The following is a 16,758-nucleotide window of genomic DNA, read 5'->3' as shown; positions in this document are numbered from 1 at the left end:
GCGAGCGATTTTCATCAGGGGGTCTTGACTTGCACCGCCCTTCCATGTTGGTAGCGCTATCAATCAACAACCAGGTGCATAGGAGAAGATGATGCCGGGGGATACCGCCTTGCTTGACTGTCTGCCGCATGACTGGCGGACCGGGCTTTTCCTGGGCCGCATCCAGACGAACGCGGGCCCGAGCCCGATCCTGGTGTCGCAGGGCATCGTTTACGACATGAGCGCGATCGCGCCGACCAGCGCCCAGCTGGTCGAGAAGCTGCCCTTCGTCGCCGCCACCGATGGCGAGAAAATCGGCGATCTGGACGCGATCGAAGCGGCCCTGCTGAGCCCGGTCGACCTGCAATGTGTCAAGGCCTGTGGCGTGACCTTTGCCCTGTCGGCGCTGGAGCGCGTGATCGAGGAACGGGCGCGCGGCGATGCCGGCGCTGCCGCAGAAATCCGTGGTCGCCTGGAAGAACGGGTGGGCGGATCGATCCGCGCCGTGGTGCCGGGCACCGAGGAAGCCGCAGCGCTCAAGGCCGCGCTGATCGAGGACGGCCTGTGGTCGCAATATCTGGAAGTCGCGATCGGCCCGGACGCGGAAGTCTTCACCAAGGCGCCGGTGCTGGCGACGGTCGGCCCGATGGCGGAAATCGGCATCCGGTCCGATTCCACCTGGAACAATCCCGAGCCCGAGGTCGTGCTGCTGGTCAATGCCGATGGCCAGGCCGTGGGCGCGACGCTGGGCAACGACGTCAACCTGCGCGATTTCGAAGGGCGCTCCGCCCTGCTGCTGGGCAAGGCGAAGGACAATAATGCGTCCTGCTCGCTCGGCCCGCTCGTCCGCCTGTTCGACGGCGACTTCACCATCAACGATGTGCGCAATGCCGAAGTCGGCCTGACCATCGAGGGGCCGGAAGGCTATATGCTCGAAGGCACGAGCCGGATGGACCAGATCAGCCGCGATCCGCTGGAACTGGTGCGCCAGACCCTGTCGGAACATCAATATCCCGATGGCTTCGCCCTGTTCCTGGGCACGCTGTTCGCGCCAGTGCAGGACCGTGACGAGGAGGGCCGCGGCTTTACGCACAAGGTCGGTGACATCGTTGCTATCTCCACCCCGCGCCTGGGCAAGCTGATCAATCCGGTGGTGACGTCGAAGGACGCCGCACCCTGGACCTTTGGCCTGACCGCACTGATGACCAATCTTGCCGGGCGCGGTCTGCTCTCGGCCGTCGACCAGAAAGAAACTGCATGAGCCGCGCCATCTACCCGAGCCTGAAGGGCAAGCGGGTCTTCATCAGCGGCGGCGGCAGCGGCATCGGCGAAGGGCTGGTCGAAGCCTATGCGATGCAGGGCGCACATGTCGCCTTCTGCGACATCGCCATCCCCGAGAGCGAGGCGCTGGCCGCACGGTTGAGCGGCTGTGCCTTCACCCCGATCTTCCACGCCTGCGACCTGCGCGACATCGACGCGCTGCAGGCGATGATGGCGCGGGTCGAGGCGGAACTGGGCGGGATCGACATCCTGATCAACAACGCCGCCAATGACGATCGCCACACGATCGAGGACGTGACCCAGGCCTATTGGGACGAGCGGATGGCGGTCAATCTGCGCCACCAGTTCTTCGCGGCGCAGGCGGCGATCCCGGCGATGAAGCGCGCAGGCGGCGGCGTGATCCTGAACTTCGGTTCGATCAGCTGGCACCTGGCCCTGCCCGACCTCATCCTCTACCAGACCGCCAAGGCGGCGATCGAGGGGCTGACCCGCAGCCTGGCCCGCGACCTTGGCCGCGACAATATCCGCGTCAACACCATCATTCCGGGCAATGTGAAGACGCTGCGCCAGGAAAAATGGTACACGCCCGAAGGCGAGGCCGAGATCGTCGCGGCCCAGTGCCTGGACGGCCGCATCCTGCCGGTCGACGTCGCCGCGCTGGCCATGTTCCTGTCGTCGGACGATGCGCGCTATTGCACCGGCCATGACTATTTCATCGACGCCGGCTGGCGCTGAGATGAGCGACGCCGCACCGCGCAGCGTCCTGTCGGTCGGGGCGATACTGGGCGAAGGGCCGATCTGGGTCGCGCGCGAGGCGGCCTTGTGGTTCGTCGACATCAAGGGCCATGCGATCCACCGCTTCGACCCGGCGCTGGACGTGTCCAAGAGCTGGACCACGCCGGGCCAGGTCGGCTGGATCGTGCCGACCGACGACGGGCTGTTCGCGGTCGGCCTGCAATCAGGCGTGCATCGCTTCGATCCGAAGAGCGGCGCCTTCACCCTGCTCCACGCGCCCGAAGCGCATCGGCCGGGCAACCGGCTGAACGACGCCACGGTGGCGCCCGGCGGCGCCCTGTGGTTCGGGTCGATGGACGATGCCGAGGCAGAGGAAAGCGGCCGTTTTTACCGGCTGCATCGCGGCGACCTGGTCGAGAGCGGGCTGGCCGCCGTGTCGATTACCAACGGCCCAGCCCTCTCGCCCGACGGGCGTATCCTCTATCATACAGACACGCTGGGCCGCGCCATCTGGCAATGCCCGGTAGATGCCGATGGCGTCGCCGGCGCCGCCACCCTGTTCACGCGGATCGAGGATGGCGCGGGCTATCCCGACGGCCCCACGGTCGATGCCGAAGGCTGCCTGTGGACCGGACTGTTCGGCGGATGGGCGGTGCGCCGCTATGACCCGGCCGGGCGGCTGATGCGGGAAATCCGCTTCCCCGTCGCCAACATCACCAAGATCGCCTTTGGCGGCCCGGAGCTGATGACGGCCTATGCCACGACGGCGCGCAAGGGACTGGATGTGACAGCGTTGACAGAACAGCCCCTGGCGGGCGATCTGTTCGCCTTCGACGCCGGCGTCGCGGGGCTGCCGGGCCATGTCGCCACGATATAGAAGAAATAGAGAGCTGGAAGGACAAGCAGATGAGTGAGGGGAGCGCCGGGAAGGTCAATATGGCCTTCATCGCAGCGATCGTGGCCGTCGCCACGATCGGCGGTTTCATGTTCGGTTATGATTCGGGCGTCATCAACGGCACCCAGAAGGGGCTGGAAGCCGCCTTCGACCTGGGCAAGCTGGGCATCGGCGTCAATGTCGGCGCGATCCTGGTCGGTTCGTCGATCGGCGCGTTCGGCGCGGGCCGCATGGCCGATATCATCGGCCGTCGTGGCGTGATGATGCTGGCGGCGATCCTGTTCCTGGTGAGCGCGCTGCTGGCCGGTGCCGCCGGTTCCTCCGCCATCTTCATCATTGCCCGCATCATCGGCGGCCTGGGCGTGGGCGCGGCGAGCGTCATCTCGCCCGTCTATATCTCCGAAGTCACCCCCGCATCGATCCGCGGCCGGCTGTCGAGCGTGCAGCAGGTGATGATCATTTCCGGCCTCACCGGCGCGTTCGTCGCCAATTTCGTGCTGGCCCGCTATGCCGGCGGTTCGACCGCGCCCTTGTGGCTCGACTTCCCGGCATGGCGCTGGATGTTCTGGCTGCAGGCGATCCCGGCCGCCATCTATTTCCTGGCGCTGCTGGTGATCCCGGAAAGCCCCCGCTATCTGGTCGCGCGCGGCCAGGACGAACGCGCCCGCGCGGTCCTGACCAAGCTGTTCGGTGCCGAGGAAGCCAATCGCAAGGTCAGCGAGATCCGCGCCAGCCTGGCCGCCGATCATCACCGCCCCAGGCTGAGCGACCTGATCGACAAGGCCAGCGGCAAGGTGCGCCCGATCGTCTGGGCAGGCATTGGCCTGGCCGTATTCCAGCAGCTGGTCGGCATCAACGTCGTCTTCTATTATGGCGCCACCCTGTGGGAAGCCGTCGGCTTTTCCGAGGATAATGCGCTGCAGATCAACATCCTGTCCGGCGTGCTGTCGATCGGCGCGTGCCTGGGCACGATCATGCTGGTCGACAAGATCGGCCGCAAGCCGCTGCTGCTGATCGGCTCTGCCGGCATGGCGGTGACGCTGGCGATCGTCGCCTATGCCTTCTCCACCGCCGTCACCGGCGCAGATGGCGGCGTGGTGCTGCCGGGCCATAATGGCCTGATGGCGCTGATCGCGGCGAACCTCTACGTGATCTTCTTCAACCTGAGCTGGGGTCCGATCATGTGGGTGATGCTGGGCGAGATGTTCCCCAACCAGATCCGTGGTTCGGGCCTGGCCGTCGCCGGCTTTGCCCAGTGGATCGCCAATGCCGCGATCTCGGTCAGCTTCCCCTCGCTCGCCGTGTCGCCGGGCCTGGTCGTGACCTATACCGGCTATGCCCTGTTCGCCGCCATTTCCTTCTTCTTCGTGCGCGCCATGGTCCATGAGACCAAGGGCCGCGAGCTTGAGGACATGGTCGGCTGAGCAAGATCGTCACCCTGAAGGCGGGCGCGCTCAGTTGCGCGCTCGCCCCGGACATTGGCGGGTCGATCCTGTCCTTCGATCGCGACGGCGTGGCCCTGCTGCGCCGCGCGCCGCAGGACAGCCATGATCCGCTGGACATGGCCAGCTTCCCGCTGGTGCCCTATGCCAACCGCATCGCCCATGGGCGCTATGTGGTGGACCGGCAAAGCTATCAGTTGCCGCTCAATTTCGGCGATCATCCCCACAGCATCCATGGCTTTGGCTGGCAGCGGCCCTGGCATGTGCTGGAGCAATCGGGCCATGACGTCAGGCTGGAACAGACGCATGAGGGCGATGCAGGCTGGCCCTGGGCCTGGCGCGCGCAGCAGCATGTGCGGCTGGGCGAGGATGCGCTGGAAGTCACGCTGCTGGTGCAGAATCTGGGCGACAGCCCGATGCCCTGCGGCCTTGGCTTCCATCCCTATTTCGCGCTGGACGGCGACACGATGCTGCGCTTCCACGCCGACACGCTCTGGCTCTCCTCCCCCGACATGCTGCCCGAACGGGAAGTGTCGGCCGATGCGCTGGGCGACTGGTCGCAGGGCGCGCGCGTGACCGGCGACAGCCTGATCGACAATGTCCATGGCGGCTGGGACCATGTGGCGCTGGTCGATCGCGGCGACGGCATCCGCCTGACCTTGACGGCTAAGGGCGCGGACTGGCTGCATGTCTTCCGCCCGCCCGCCGGTGACTTCTTCTGCCTGGAGCCGGTCAGCCATATGCCGGACGCGATCAACCGGCCCGTGGGCATGGCGATGCTGGCGCCAGGCGCCACGCAAAGCCTGTCGATGATGGTCGCCGTCCGCGAAATCTGAACAGGCGCTTTCGCCTTTCGCCAAAATCGCCTAGGCTGACCGCCCTATCAGCAGCGAGAGGATCGCCGATGCAATTTCTGCGGACTGCCTTCTGGGTCGTCATCGCCGTCGCCCTCGCCTTCTTCTGCATGGCGAACTATGTCCCCGTGACCGTGCGCCTGTGGGGCGACATGGTGATGGAAACCAAATTGCCGGTGCTTCTGATCGGCGCATTCCTGCTGGGCGCCATGCCCTTCTGGATCATGGCCCGCGCGACGCGCTGGCGCATGAAGCGCCGGCTGGAGAGCACCGAGCGTGCGCTGGTCGCCGCGACCGCTTCCGCCGCGCCGGCCACACCCGTGACGCCTGCGACGGTGACAACCCCGATCTTGCCCGACGCCACGCCGTCGCCCCTTACCCCTACAGGACAAGCATGAGCAGCCCGATCTATGTCGCCATCGACACGCCCGACCTTGCCAAGGCCCAGCATCTGGCCGGGCAGGTCCGCAACCATGTCGGCGGGCTGAAGCTGGGGCTGGAGTTCTTCTGCGCCAATGGCCATCATGGCGTGCATGAGATGATGAAGTTCGGCCTGCCGATCTTCCTCGACCTCAAGCTGCACGACATTCCCAATACGGTGGCCAAGGCGGTGCAGGCGCTGCACGGGCTGGAGCCGGCGGTGCTGACGGTCCATGCCGCCGGCGGCCGGGCGATGCTGGAGGACGCCAAGGCGGCGGCCGGCACCAAGACCAAGGTGGTGGCGGTGACGGTGCTCACCAGCCTCGACAATGGCGACCTCAATGACATCGGCGTCAATGGCGCGGCGGAGGAGCAAGTGACGCGGCTCGCCGAACTGGCGCGGGACGCGGGCCTGGACGGCATCGTCTGTTCCGGCGAGGAGGTCGCGCTGGTCAAGAAAATCTGGCCCGACGGCTATTTCGTCGTGCCCGGTGTGCGCCCGGCGGGCGGCGCCATGGGCGACCAGAAGCGCGCCGTGACCCCGCGCGAGGCGCTGGACCGGGGGGCGTCGATGTTGGTGATCGGTCGCCCGATCAGCCAGGCCGAAGATCCCGACCAGGCGGCGCGCGCGATCGAAGCGACGCTGTAAGGATGGTGGATCGCCCCGGTGGCGTTCAGCCGGTCCGGTGCGATCCTCCCCTGCCCCTTATTTCTGGAAAAACGTCTTCAGCCGCTCCGCTTCTGCCGGGGTGATCGGGATGACGGCGCCGTGCTTGGGCTGGGTGAAGTTGGTTGCCTTCATCGGCGATCCCGGCGCGTTGAAATGACCGATGTCGCGGAAATGGACGAAATCCTCCGTCTCCGAAAAGCCCATATTGTTGACCGGCTTGGCGCCGAACACATCATACATCAGCACATAGGTGTCGGTGCCGTGGCGCCGCCACAGATTGGGCGCTTCGGTGCCGACCGTTTCCGGGTCGATCTTGGCGGGATCGAAGACATAGCCGCCATCCATGCGCGATGAGGTCGCCTGACGCAGATGGCCGGGCTTGTCATGCGCGACATAGAAGAGGCGGTAGCGATCGCCGACCTTGGTGATGTCGCCGTCGATCGTGCCGATGCCGGACTTGGGATAGGTGAACAGGTCGCGCGGTTCGCTGGTCAGCGTGGTGAAGGCGTCGTCCGCATAGGCATAGACCATATGGTCGGTCTCCTTGCCGTTGCGGGTGCTGAAATAGACCATGATCTTGCGCTTGTCGGGATCGTAGATCATTTCCGGCGCCCAGGCGGTGCCGGCATTGGCAGTCGACTTGAACAATTGATCGATGGTCACGGAAGCCAGCGTCCAATGGGTGAGATCATAGGATTTCATGAAGATCATCGAGCGGTTATTGCCCCAGCCATAGCTGTCGGTCGGCCGCTGCCAATCGGTATCGCGCAGCCCTTCGCGCTTGGCGAAAATATGCAGGTCGGTCATGGCGAGGTAGAAGGCATTGTCCGGGCCGCGCATGATATAGGGATCGCGGATGCCCTTCTGTTCGGCGACGTCGCGGCCATTGAGGACCGGCGCACCGTCATTGACGTCAGTGAAGTTGTAGCCGTCCGCCGAGGTCGCGAAATGCAGCGAGTGGGTCTCGTCCTTGAAATAGACGAGGAGATAGGACGTCCGGGCGCTGGCTTCGTCCTTCGCTTCCGGCTTGGCCTTGGCGATACGCTTGACGATGTCGAGCTGGCGCGGCGGCGTGGCGGGGGCCGCGATCGCCATGGTGGCGCTGCCCAGCAGCAGGCCAAACCCCAGATATGTCATTCCCGACTGCCACCGCATCAACGCCCTCTCCTGTAGCCTAGGCGAGCGCATGATGATCGACAGATGCGCTTCGCCGACAGGGCCGCAGCGGACGGCGCTTTTCGCCGCCCCGTCACCGGCCCTTTATTTGTCGGACTAATGCAAACATCCGGGCATGGGTCAAGCGCGTTCCCGCGCTGCAAACCTGCCGTTCATGAGGTGGGATCAGTCGGCGGTGGTGCCGCTGTCGTCGGGCGCGAAGAAATGCTGCATCACTTCGCGGGCAATGCGGGCCGGGCGCAGGGTGGAGGCGTCGACGCAGCACCAGCTTGACTTGACCTCTGCCAGCACTTCCTCGCCACGGCGGATCACCGTTTCGTAGAAGGCACGGGCGCCCTGCACCTTTTCGAGGAGGACGGTGGCGATCACCTCATCATCCAGGAAGGTGGGCTTGCGATAGGTGATCTCATGCTTGAGCGCGACCCAGAGATGCTGGGCCACCGCCTCGGCCGGGGCGAGCGCGCGCCAATGGTCGAGCACGGCATCCTGCACCCACTTCAGATAGCTGGCATTGTTGACATGTCCCATGAAGTCGATGTCGTCGGGCTGGATGCCAACCGGGTACAGGTGGGGAATCGCGTTACTCACAAGCGTGTAAGTAACACCCCCGCAGGACGGCTGATAGAGGCTAAGGGCGGATGCTGCAAAAAAGGGGTCGATCGGTGACCGGCCCCTTTTTTTTCTGTCTCGAACGCCCCCGGCCCCGTTCGTTTCGAGCTTGTCGAGAAACGCTTATGCATCGCACTTCTCAACTTCGCTCGAAGCGAAGGGATGGGGAGGATAGTCTGACGTCTTAGAAGCGCCAGCCGACCGAGGCGACGACCTGATGGCGGTCGGTGTCGACGTCGAATTCGCTGCTGGTCGAGCCGTCCATGAAGTCGATATGGGCGCTGTCATATTTGGAGTAGCGATATTCGATCTTGGCGAAGGTGTTGGCGTTGAGCGCGCGCTCCACGCCGCCGCCGACGCGCCAGCCGTCCAGCTTGAACGAGGTGTCGGTGACCTGATTGGTGTCGCCGGCCAGCACGCCCAGCTTGGTGTTGGTGTAGCCACCCTTCACATAGATGAGGGTCGAGGGATCAGCGAGGATACCGGCGCGGGCACCGATATAGAGATCGCGGCCCTGCTTGACGCGGCCATAGCCGAACTGGTCGGTGAAATCGTTGCGGCTGCTCTTGGCGGTGGAGTCGGTGAACTCGCCCTCGACGCCGACGACGGCACCACCGACATTCACGTCATAGCCCGCGCCGACACCGTAGAGCAGGCCGTCGATCTTCTGATCGTCGCTGCCATTGTCATTGTCGATCGAGCTGCCGGCCCCGGTATGGTCATAGCCCAGGATCGCTTCGACACGCGGGCCGGTGAAGGTCGGGGTGGCATCCTGTGCGAGCGCCGGCGCGGCGACTGCACCACCGGCCAGTAAAGTGGCGACCATCAACTTACGCATAAACATCACTCCGTTGTCTTTCTCTTCCCCTTGGGGGTGAGACGCTCAAGCCGGAGCGGTCATATTTGTTTCATGAACCTCAGATAAACAGCTGATAATGTGGCATTAATGCCACGAAAGCCGCTCAGTTCGGCGCGTTCCCGTGGGCCAGGAGCGACGAAATGAGGCCGCCTTCCTTCAGCATTCCACGACATTGACGGCCAGGCCGCCAAGCGATGTCTCCTTGTAGCGGCTGGCCATATCCTCGCCGGTCTGGCGCATCGTCTCGATCACCGCGTCGAGGCTGACGATGTGACGGCCATCACCCTGGAGGGCGAGATAGGCGGCGTTGATCGCCTTCACCGCGCCCATCGTATTGCGTTCGATGCAGGGGATCTGGACGAGGCCGCCGATCGGATCGCAGGTGAGGCCCAGATTATGTTCCATGCCGATCTCGGCGGCATTTTCGACCTGGCTGTTGGTGCCGCCCAGCACGGCGGCGAGACCCGCCGCCGCCATCGAGCAGGCAACGCCGACTTCGCCCTGGCAGCCCATTTCGGCAGCCGAGATGGAGGCGCGCTTCTTGTAGAGGAAGCCCATGGCGGCGGTGGTGAGAAGGAAGCGGCGCTCCCCTTCCCGATCAGCGCCGGGGACGAAGCGGCGATAATAATGAAGCACCGCCGGGATCACGCCGGCCGCGCCGTTAGTGGGTGCGGTAACGACCCGGCCGCCGGCCGCATTTTCCTCATTCACGGCGAGTGCGAACAGGCTGACCCATTCGAAGATCTGGGCGGGGCCGACGCTGGCGCCCTGCAACCGCAGCTTGTTGTGGATTGCCTTGGCCCGGCGACGCACCTTGAGCCCGCCGGGCAGCAGGCCTTCTTCTTTCAGGCCGCGATCGATCGAAGCGGACATGGCGTCGATCACGCTGTCGAGAAAGGCCTCGGTCTCACCCTGGGCGCGCCAGGCGCCTTCGTTGCGGAGAACCAGCGTGGCGATGCTAAGGCCGGTCGCCTCCCCCTGCGCGAGCAGTTCGGCGCCGGACGAGAAGGGAAAGGGCTGGACCACATTATGGCCGAGCGGAATATCCGGGTCGGCGGGAATGGCGCCAGGCAGCACCGCGCCGCCGCCGATCGAATAATAATCGCGCACCAGCGGCTCGTCCCGGCCCGGCAGCCAGGCGGAAAAGCGCATGCCGTTGCTGTGCGCCTCCAGAAATTCGCCCATGCGGAAGACCAGGTCGCGCGCTTCCTCGAACGGCACCCAGTCGAGATGGGCGCTGCCGGCGCGAATGCGGCCATCGTCGCGGATCGCCTGAAGGATGGCGGGGATGGCATCGGGATCGACATTTTCAGGGCTGTGGCCCGACAGGCCGAGCAGGATCGCGCTGTCGGTGGCATGGCCCCGGCCGGTCAGCGCCAGCGAGCCGTAAAGTTCGCACTGCACCCGCACCGGACAGGTCGGCAGCGTATCCATGAACATCAGCGCGGCGCGCATCGGCCCGACCGTGTGCGAACTGGACGGGCCGATGCCGATGGTGAACAGATCCATCACGCTGATCGCGGCGGCGCTGTCGATGCGCGATTTGGTCACGTCAATAATCCTTGGAAATACGCAGGTTGGCGCTCTGGCGGCCGAGGGTGGAAATGGCGCCTAGCAGGGACAGCCAGCGTGTCACCTGATATTCCATCCGGGTGGCGCTATAGCCCTGCCCGTCGCTGATCAGTTCGACATAGGTCTTGCGGGTCAGATATTTGCCGGCGGCGAGCGAGGTGCCCTGCCCCTGGGTCGGATCGGCCGCGATGATGCGCAGACGATCCAGGCCAGCCGCCTTGCGCACCGCATTGATCGGATCAAGCCCGCCCTCACCCTGGAGCGAACCGACCGCCGAGGCGAGCTGGAGCGCTTCGGGCGCGGACAGGTTGGTGATCGAGGTGCCGAACAGGATACGCGAGAGCAGTTCGTCCTGCGGCAGCGAGGGCACGGAATTGAAGCTGATGTCGGGCTTCAGGCCGGTGCCGCCGACATGGATGGTGGCGGTGAGATCGCTGACGTCCGCCTCCGCATCGATGTCGAGCGTCGGGTTGACCGGGGTCTTGCCGTCGAACTGGATGCGCCCTTCGCGCAGTTCGAAGCGGCGGCCGGCAAATTCATAATTGCCGCGCACCAGTTCGGCCCGGCCTGCGATCGCCGGATTGGTGACGGTGCCGCCGATATTGAGATCGGCGCGCCATTCGCTGTCGAGGCCAAGGCCGGTCACGGTCAGGCGATTGCGCGCCCGCGCCTTGACCGCCATGGTCCAAGGCTCGGCCGCGCGGGGGCGTTCGATTTCCTCGCCGCGCCGGTTGATCTCCATCACCTTGAGTTCGGGGATCTGGGCGACGGCGGCGGCGCGGCCCATGGTGAAGCGGCTCCTGTTGAGGGTGACGTCGCCACCAATCTCGCCGCCCTTGCCGTCGGAGCGGATGGTGAGCGGGCCGGTGACGGTGGCAGCGATATCGTCGCGTTCCAGCAGCGCGGCATTGTCCGCCTGGAAGGCGAGGTCCATGCCGACGCCGCCAATGCCGTTGAAGGTGAAATTGCCGGTGCCGGTCACGCTGCCGCCATTCTGGGCATTGGCGGTGAAGCTGGAGAAGACCAGTTGCGCCCCGGCGAAACGGGCACGCGCCTTGACGTTGCGCAGGCGCATGCCGGTGACCGGGCTGTTGAGCGCGGCATTGTCGGTCGCGAGCGAGCCGGTGATGACCGGATCGGCAAGCGTGCCATGCGCGTCGGCGGTGACGCTGACCGGGCCGGCAATGTCGACAATCTCCACGCCGGTCAGGCGCCAGAGCGTGTCGGCGGTGCCGTTGAAGCGCAGTTGCGCGATCAGCGGCGCGCCGTTGAGCCGTTCGACCAGGCTGCCGGTCGAGATGAGTGGGGTGAGCAGCGCCTGACCGCGGCCGATGGTCTGGCCGTCGGCGACGAAGACCATGCGGGTGGCGAGCCGGTCGAGGGTCAGCACGGCGTTGACGCCGACATCGACCGGGCGGGAGCTGAGGGACAGGCCCGAGCGGGACAGGCCACGGATGCGCAGTTCCGCCTTACCGGTCGGCAGACCACCGCGCGGGCGGCTGTAGCTCAAGGTGCCGGTGGCCATGCCGCCCAGACCCAGATTGTCATAGGCGATGTCGAGCAGGGCGAGCGGCATCTTCTGCGCGCGCGCCTCGATCCGGGTGGTTTCGCCGCCCAGTTCGCCCGCCAGTTGCAGCGTGCCGCCGGCATAGCTGATGGTCGCGGGCGACAGGCGCCAGCCATCCTCCGCACGGGTGAAGAGCGCCGCGCGGGTCAGGCGGATCGGCCGCTTGTCGATCGTGCCGCTGGCCGACAGGCGGACCCGGTCGAGATCGACCTGCGCCTCGCCCTTGAGGTCGAACAGGCGGCCGCGCTGGCCCGAGAGATTGCCCGAGACCTTGCCGCGCCCGTCGACCAGCGCGGCGGTGGCGTCGAGCCGGCCGAGCAGCATGCCGCCGACGCGCAGCCCGCGTGCCTGGGCGGTGGCGTTGATCGAGGTGCCGTCGGGATCGAGCAGGATGGTGGCATCGAGCGAGCCGCGCCGCACGGCGATGGTCGAGGGGCCGTCGAAGCTGGCGTCATTGGCGTCGAGATCGAGCTTCAACTGCTGGATGCCGCCGACCGGCTGGAAACCGATCGTGCCGCTGACCGGGCCGGCGACCAACAACTGGCCGTCGAGGCCGCCAGTGACGGGGCGGATGTCGCCGCTGGCGGTGACGCCCGAGACCGCGATGCGCGCGACGCGGACCACCGCCTGGCCGCCGGGCGGCAGCAATATGCTGCCTTCGCCGGTGAACGGGCCGAGCGTCGATCCGCCATTGGCGGTGAAGCTGTAATTGCCGTCGGCGCCGGGCAGAAATTCGCCGCGCACGTCGCGCAGGCCGAGCGCATCCATCGGCCGCGCAAGCTGGACATGAACGATCGGCCGGTCGATCTTGCCATCGAGCACGACATTGACCGGGCCATATTGCTTGTGGCTGCCATTGCCTTCGAGATGGACGGTGCCGTCGCGGTGGCGCACGCCCTTGGCATTGAGGCTGACGAGCGGCGCGTCGAGCTTCATGTTGGAGAAGCCGATCTCGCCGCCGGGCAGCAGGGCGAGCGCGCTGCGGACCGTGGGCAGGCCGCCGCCCAGCCCCCTGAGAAAGGCATTGTCGAGCCGGCGGACCTTGGCCACGGCATTGCCCGACAGGCCGAAGGCGCCATTGGCGCCGGGGGCCGCACGCAGTTTCGAGTCCAGATCGACAATGCCGAGGCCGCGAATGAAGAGGCCGCTGATCCGGCCGTCGATGCCGACATCATAGCGGCCGCTCTTGAGGTCGGCCATGACCAGCAGCTTGCCGTTCAGGCGGTCCGACCGGAAAGGCATGGGGTTGCTGAGGATCTGCTGCCCCTTGAGCTGCAGCACGCCGTCGAGCGCGAAATTGCGGACGATGCCGGCAACCAGATCGCCCTGCCCGTCGAGGCTGCGGGCGCGCAGCCGGACCGGCAGCAGCACCGGCCCGCTTTTCGCCTGACGCCCCTTGCCGTCGATGCGGACATCGTTGATCTGGGTCTTGCCGAAGGCGAGCTGGCGCGCGGTGAGCAGATATTCATAGCCAAAGCCAGCGAACGGACCGTCGAGCCGGACCTTCGCCACGACGTCGCGGCCGCGCATATCCTTGAGCAGCGCTTCAGGCCGGGCGAGGTTCATGTCGACGCGCAGATTGTCGAAGGCATTGTTGCGCAGGTCGATCGCGCCGTCGGCGACCATGTCGATCGCGGCCGAGCGCAGCGTGAGCCTGCCATCGACCACCCGGTCGGCGAGCGTGCCCTGGGCGCCGATGTTGAGGCGCGGCGAAGCGAGGCGCGGCAGCAGGCCCTTGCCGGGAATGGCGCTGCCCTCGATCGTGCCCTGGATGGTGTAGGCGCCGCTGCGCGCACCGAGTTTGAGGTCGGCGACGGGATTGCCGGCCAGGGTGGCGGCGAGGCGACCATCCCATCTGGTCCAGCGCCCCTTGCCGCTGATGCGCAGATTGCCGTCCTGATTGAGGCCGGCCATCGCCGCCAGCACGCCGCCCCTGGGCGCGTTGACGGTGACCGCCAGGTTGAACCTGTCATCGTCGGGCCGGCTGTCGAGCGTGAGGTTCAGCGCATCCTCCGCGCCGATCACGCGGGCAGACAGGTCGATGATCGCGCGGCCGCCACGAATGTCCGCATCGCCCGACAGGGTGGCCAGTTCGACCTTGCCAGTGACGGCGGGCGCGACGGTCAGCCGATCGACCGAGAACTGCATCAGGCGAATGTCGAAGCCCGGCAGGATAGGTCCCTGCCGCTCGCTGGGATTGAGTTTGGGCAGTTTGTGCAGGGTCGCCTGCGGGATCACCAGCCGGTCGATGTCGAGCCGGTTGGAGAGCCAGGCGAAGGGCCACCAGTCCAGCTCCACCCGCGGCGCGTCGAAGAAGCGGCCCTTGGGATCGGACAGGACGAGGCCGCGCAGCACCGCCTTTCGATAGATGCTGCCCTCGATCCGGTCGACATGGATGCGCAGACCCGATGGCGGGCTGACGGCGGCGATGCGCGAGACGAGGAAGCGGTGTCCGGGCGCGCTGTCGAGCCAGGCCAGCGTCGCCACCACGACCAGCAGCGCGAGCGCCAGTGCGCCCGCCAGCCAGCGCTGCCAGCGCCCGTCCCAGGCGCGGCGGCGCGGCGGCGCGGCGGGTGGCGGCGGCACGGGCGGCTGGCTGTCGGGCGGCGGCGTGGCCATCAGAAGGCCTGCCCCAGCGAGACATAGACGGCGACCTTGGCATCGCCCGGCTGCGGATTGATCGGCGTGCCGACATCGACGCGGATCGGGCCGAAGCTGCTATAATAGCGCACGCCAAGCCCCGTGCCGACGCGCAGGTCACGGAAGCGCGGCAGGAAAGTGGTCGAGATATTGCCCGCGTCGAGGAAGGGCACCACGCCGAAATTGCCGAAGCGGATGCGTGCTTCGGCGGAAAATTCGATCAGGCTCTTGCCGCCGACCGGATCATCATCCGGGCCGTAGCGCGGGCCGATCGCCTGATAGCCATAGCCACGCACCGACGCGCCGCCGCCGGCATAGAAGCGCCGCGACGGCGCGATGCGATCGACGGTGGAGCCGAGGATGGTGCCGAGCCGGGTCCGCCCGGCGAGCACGACACGATCATTGATCGGCTGATAGGCGCTGGCGTCGACCTGCGCCTTGGCATAGCCGAAGGTCGACCCCTGAAAGGAGAGTTCGGGGCTGAGGCGGCCGCCAAGGCGGAAGCCCTTGCTGGGGTTGAGCAGGTCGTCGCTGCCATCATAGGTCAGGCTGAGCGGCACCGCGCCGATGAAGAAGGTACGGCGGCTGCCGCCGGAAAAGGCGTCCGCTTCGTCCGAGGCGATGAGTTCGGCACCGACGCGCCAGACCCAATGTTTCTGGAACAGGATGTTGGTCTGCCGCTCCAGCCCGCCTGACAGGGTGATGGTGCGCGCGTCATAGGCGTCGCGGCGGATATTGCTGTAGGAAACAAGCCCGGTCAGCACATGGTCGCGCTCGCGGAAATTGTTGCGGCGATAGGTGGCCTGCGCCGTCTGTTCCTGGGTGCCGAGAACGCCGCGCAGGGTGAGCGATCCTTCGGGCGGGAAGAGATTGCGATGCTGCCAGCTGACCTCCGCGCGATAGCCTTCGCCCGTGCCATAGCCCAGTTCGCCCGCAATGGTGCGCATCGGCGCCGGGCGCAGATCGACATCCAGATCGACATGTTCGCCATCGCCCGCATCCTTCGGCGTCAGGGTGACGGAGGAGACGAGGCCGGTGGTGACGATGGCGCGGCGCAGATCCTCCACATCGGTGGCGCGGTAGGTTTCGCCGGGTTCGAAGCGAGCCATGCGCTGGAGATGGCGGGCGCTGAACACATCATCATTGTCGAGCAATATCTGGCCGAAGCTGCGATAGCCGCCGGGCGTGACGATGATGTCGAGATCGCCATTGCGCGCTTCATGGTCGATCCGCACTTCGGGTTCGTCTACCCTGGCGAAGGGATAGCCATTTTCGCCCAGCGCCGTCGCCAGCGCGGTCTGGCCCGCAAGGATGCGGTCGGCGTTGATCGGATCGCCCGACTTCATCGTGAAGGCGCCGCGCAGCGTCTCCTCCCGCGGGCCGGTTTCGGCGAGACCGGCAATCTCCACCGTGTCGAGGAGATAAAGCGGGCCCGGCGTGACATCGAAGATGACGGACAGCTTGTCGCTGCCGGCGGGCGGCGGCGCGACGCTTCCGCGCACCCGCGCGGCATAATAGCCGTCGGCGCGCAATAACCGGTCGAGCAGGTCGCTGTCTTCCTTCACCCGGCGGTTGATCTGGGCAAGGTTGGCGGCCTTCCCCTCCGACTGGTGCAGCACCGAGAGACTGTCGAAGCGGGTTGCGACCTGATTGTCGCCGATCGCCTCGATACCGCGCAGGGTGACGCCATATTTGCGCTCCTCCCCGGCGTCGGTGAAGGTGACGACCTCCTCGGCCGGGCCGGTATCGGCGGCGTCGGCGGCCTGCTGCGCCGGCTGATCGGCCATGTCGGGCTCGCTGGCTGCAACCGGATCCTCCGGCAACGGGGCGACCGTATCGGGCTGGCCCATGTCGGGCCAGTCGATGCCGATGTCGGGCATGGCATCGAGCGACGCGGAGGGATCGACCGGCGGGCTGGCGGGATCGGCAGCGGGATCAGGCGCAGGCTGGGCCGCCTGCGCGAACGCAGTGCCGGCGGTGCAGAACGCCAGGGACAAGAGACATAGCCCTGCGGCGCGCGGATCAACGGGAAAGCGGCGCCCTGTCCGCAAGCCATGGG

At 66.4% G+C, this 16,758-nt stretch carries 13 protein-coding genes; 7 read left to right on the top strand and 6 right to left on the bottom strand.

Annotated elements, in window-relative coordinates:
* Positions 1–91: 91 nt before the first annotated feature.
* From AC13EK_RS22720 to pyrF, 7 genes are all read left to right on the top strand, one after another.
* On the top strand, positions 92–1,240 hold the full coding sequence (locus AC13EK_RS22720) for a fumarylacetoacetate hydrolase family protein (protein ID WP_069337571.1): 1,149 nt from the start codon (positions 92–94) through the stop codon (positions 1,238–1,240).
* Complete coding sequence (gene xylB / locus AC13EK_RS22715; protein WP_048937366.1) at positions 1,237–1,995, top strand: D-xylose 1-dehydrogenase; 759 nt, start codon at positions 1,237–1,239, stop codon at positions 1,993–1,995. Before AC13EK_RS22720 ends, xylB begins: the two co-directional genes overlap by 4 nt.
* Position 1,996: 1 nt before the next feature.
* On the top strand, positions 1,997–2,872 hold the full coding sequence (locus AC13EK_RS22710) for an SMP-30/gluconolactonase/LRE family protein (protein WP_069337568.1): 876 nt from the start codon (positions 1,997–1,999) through the stop codon (positions 2,870–2,872).
* A 29-nt stretch (positions 2,873–2,901) separates the two neighbouring features.
* Positions 2,902–4,314 (top strand): sugar porter family MFS transporter, encoded by a 1,413-nt coding sequence (locus AC13EK_RS22705; protein ID WP_069337569.1) that lies wholly within the window; start codon positions 2,902–2,904, stop codon positions 4,312–4,314.
* A complete protein-coding gene (locus tag AC13EK_RS22700) occupies positions 4,311–5,168 on the top strand; it encodes an aldose 1-epimerase (protein ID WP_483022405.1) in 858 nt (285 codons plus the stop codon). The genes AC13EK_RS22705 and AC13EK_RS22700 overlap by 4 nt, the downstream gene beginning before the upstream one ends.
* A gap of 68 nt (positions 5,169–5,236) precedes the next feature.
* A complete protein-coding gene (locus tag AC13EK_RS22695) occupies positions 5,237–5,584 on the top strand; it encodes a lipopolysaccharide assembly protein LapA domain-containing protein (RefSeq protein WP_004211415.1) in 348 nt (115 codons plus the stop codon).
* Positions 5,581–6,255: an orotidine-5'-phosphate decarboxylase gene (pyrF, locus tag AC13EK_RS22690; RefSeq protein WP_010337957.1), complete on the top strand. Its 675-nt coding sequence runs from the start codon at positions 5,581–5,583 to the stop codon at positions 6,253–6,255. Before AC13EK_RS22695 ends, pyrF begins: the two co-directional genes overlap by 4 nt.
* A gap of 57 nt (positions 6,256–6,312) precedes the next feature.
* On the opposite strand, the gene AC13EK_RS22685 is transcribed toward pyrF, so the two are convergent.
* From AC13EK_RS22685 to AC13EK_RS22660, 6 genes are all read right to left on the bottom strand, one after another.
* Entirely contained in the window at positions 6,313–7,413 is a 1,101-nt protein-coding gene (locus AC13EK_RS22685) for a glycoside hydrolase family 43 protein (RefSeq protein WP_234792406.1), read from the bottom strand.
* Positions 7,414–7,617: 204 nt separating this feature from the next.
* Positions 7,618–8,040: an acyl-CoA thioesterase gene (locus tag AC13EK_RS22680; protein WP_026109254.1), complete on the bottom strand. Its 423-nt coding sequence runs from the start codon at positions 8,038–8,040 to the stop codon at positions 7,618–7,620.
* Between the two features lie 205 nt (positions 8,041–8,245).
* A complete protein-coding gene (locus AC13EK_RS22675) occupies positions 8,246–8,899 on the bottom strand; it encodes an outer membrane protein (RefSeq protein ID WP_004211411.1) in 654 nt (217 codons plus the stop codon).
* Between the two features lie 177 nt (positions 8,900–9,076).
* Positions 9,077–10,471, bottom strand: coding sequence for an L-serine ammonia-lyase (locus tag AC13EK_RS22670; RefSeq protein ID WP_037507584.1), 1,395 nt, complete (start codon positions 10,469–10,471; stop codon positions 9,077–9,079).
* A 1-nt stretch (position 10,472) separates the two neighbouring features.
* Positions 10,473–14,678 carry a translocation/assembly module TamB domain-containing protein gene (locus tag AC13EK_RS22665; RefSeq protein ID WP_069337574.1) on the bottom strand — a complete coding sequence of 1,402 codons (4,206 nt, stop codon included), beginning with the start codon at positions 14,676–14,678 and terminating at the stop codon, positions 10,473–10,475.
* Positions 14,678–16,696 carry an autotransporter assembly complex protein TamA gene (locus AC13EK_RS22660; protein ID WP_069337575.1) on the bottom strand — a complete coding sequence of 673 codons (2,019 nt, stop codon included), beginning with the start codon at positions 16,694–16,696 and terminating at the stop codon, positions 14,678–14,680. The genes AC13EK_RS22665 and AC13EK_RS22660 overlap by 1 nt, the downstream gene beginning before the upstream one ends.
* Positions 16,697–16,758 lie beyond the last annotated feature (62 nt).

The sequence above is a fragment of the Sphingobium sp. L-44 genome, assembly GCF_056859495.1.
Note: the sequence above shows the minus strand (reverse complement) of the source record. Positions and strands in the feature narration are given on the sequence as shown.

Coding starts and splice junctions, on each gene's coding strand:
- xylB (WP_048937366.1), top strand. CDS start 1,237: ATGAGCCGCGCCATCTACCCGAGCCTGAAGGGCAAGCGGGTCTTCATC.
- AC13EK_RS22720 (WP_069337571.1), top strand. CDS start 92: ATGCCGGGGGATACCGCCTTGCTTGACTGTCTGCCGCATGACTGGCGG.
- AC13EK_RS22665 (WP_069337574.1), bottom strand. CDS start 14,678: ATGGCCACGCCGCCGCCCGACAGCCAGCCGCCCGTGCCGCCGCCACCC.
- AC13EK_RS22705 (WP_069337569.1), top strand. CDS start 2,902: ATGAGTGAGGGGAGCGCCGGGAAGGTCAATATGGCCTTCATCGCAGCG.
- AC13EK_RS22675 (WP_004211411.1), bottom strand. CDS start 8,899: ATGCGTAAGTTGATGGTCGCCACTTTACTGGCCGGTGGTGCAGTCGCC.
- pyrF (WP_010337957.1), top strand. CDS start 5,581: ATGAGCAGCCCGATCTATGTCGCCATCGACACGCCCGACCTTGCCAAG.
- AC13EK_RS22685 (WP_234792406.1), bottom strand. CDS start 7,413: ATGACATATCTGGGGTTTGGCCTGCTGCTGGGCAGCGCCACCATGGCG.
- AC13EK_RS22695 (WP_004211415.1), top strand. CDS start 5,237: ATGCAATTTCTGCGGACTGCCTTCTGGGTCGTCATCGCCGTCGCCCTC.
- AC13EK_RS22710 (WP_069337568.1), top strand. CDS start 1,997: ATGAGCGACGCCGCACCGCGCAGCGTCCTGTCGGTCGGGGCGATACTG.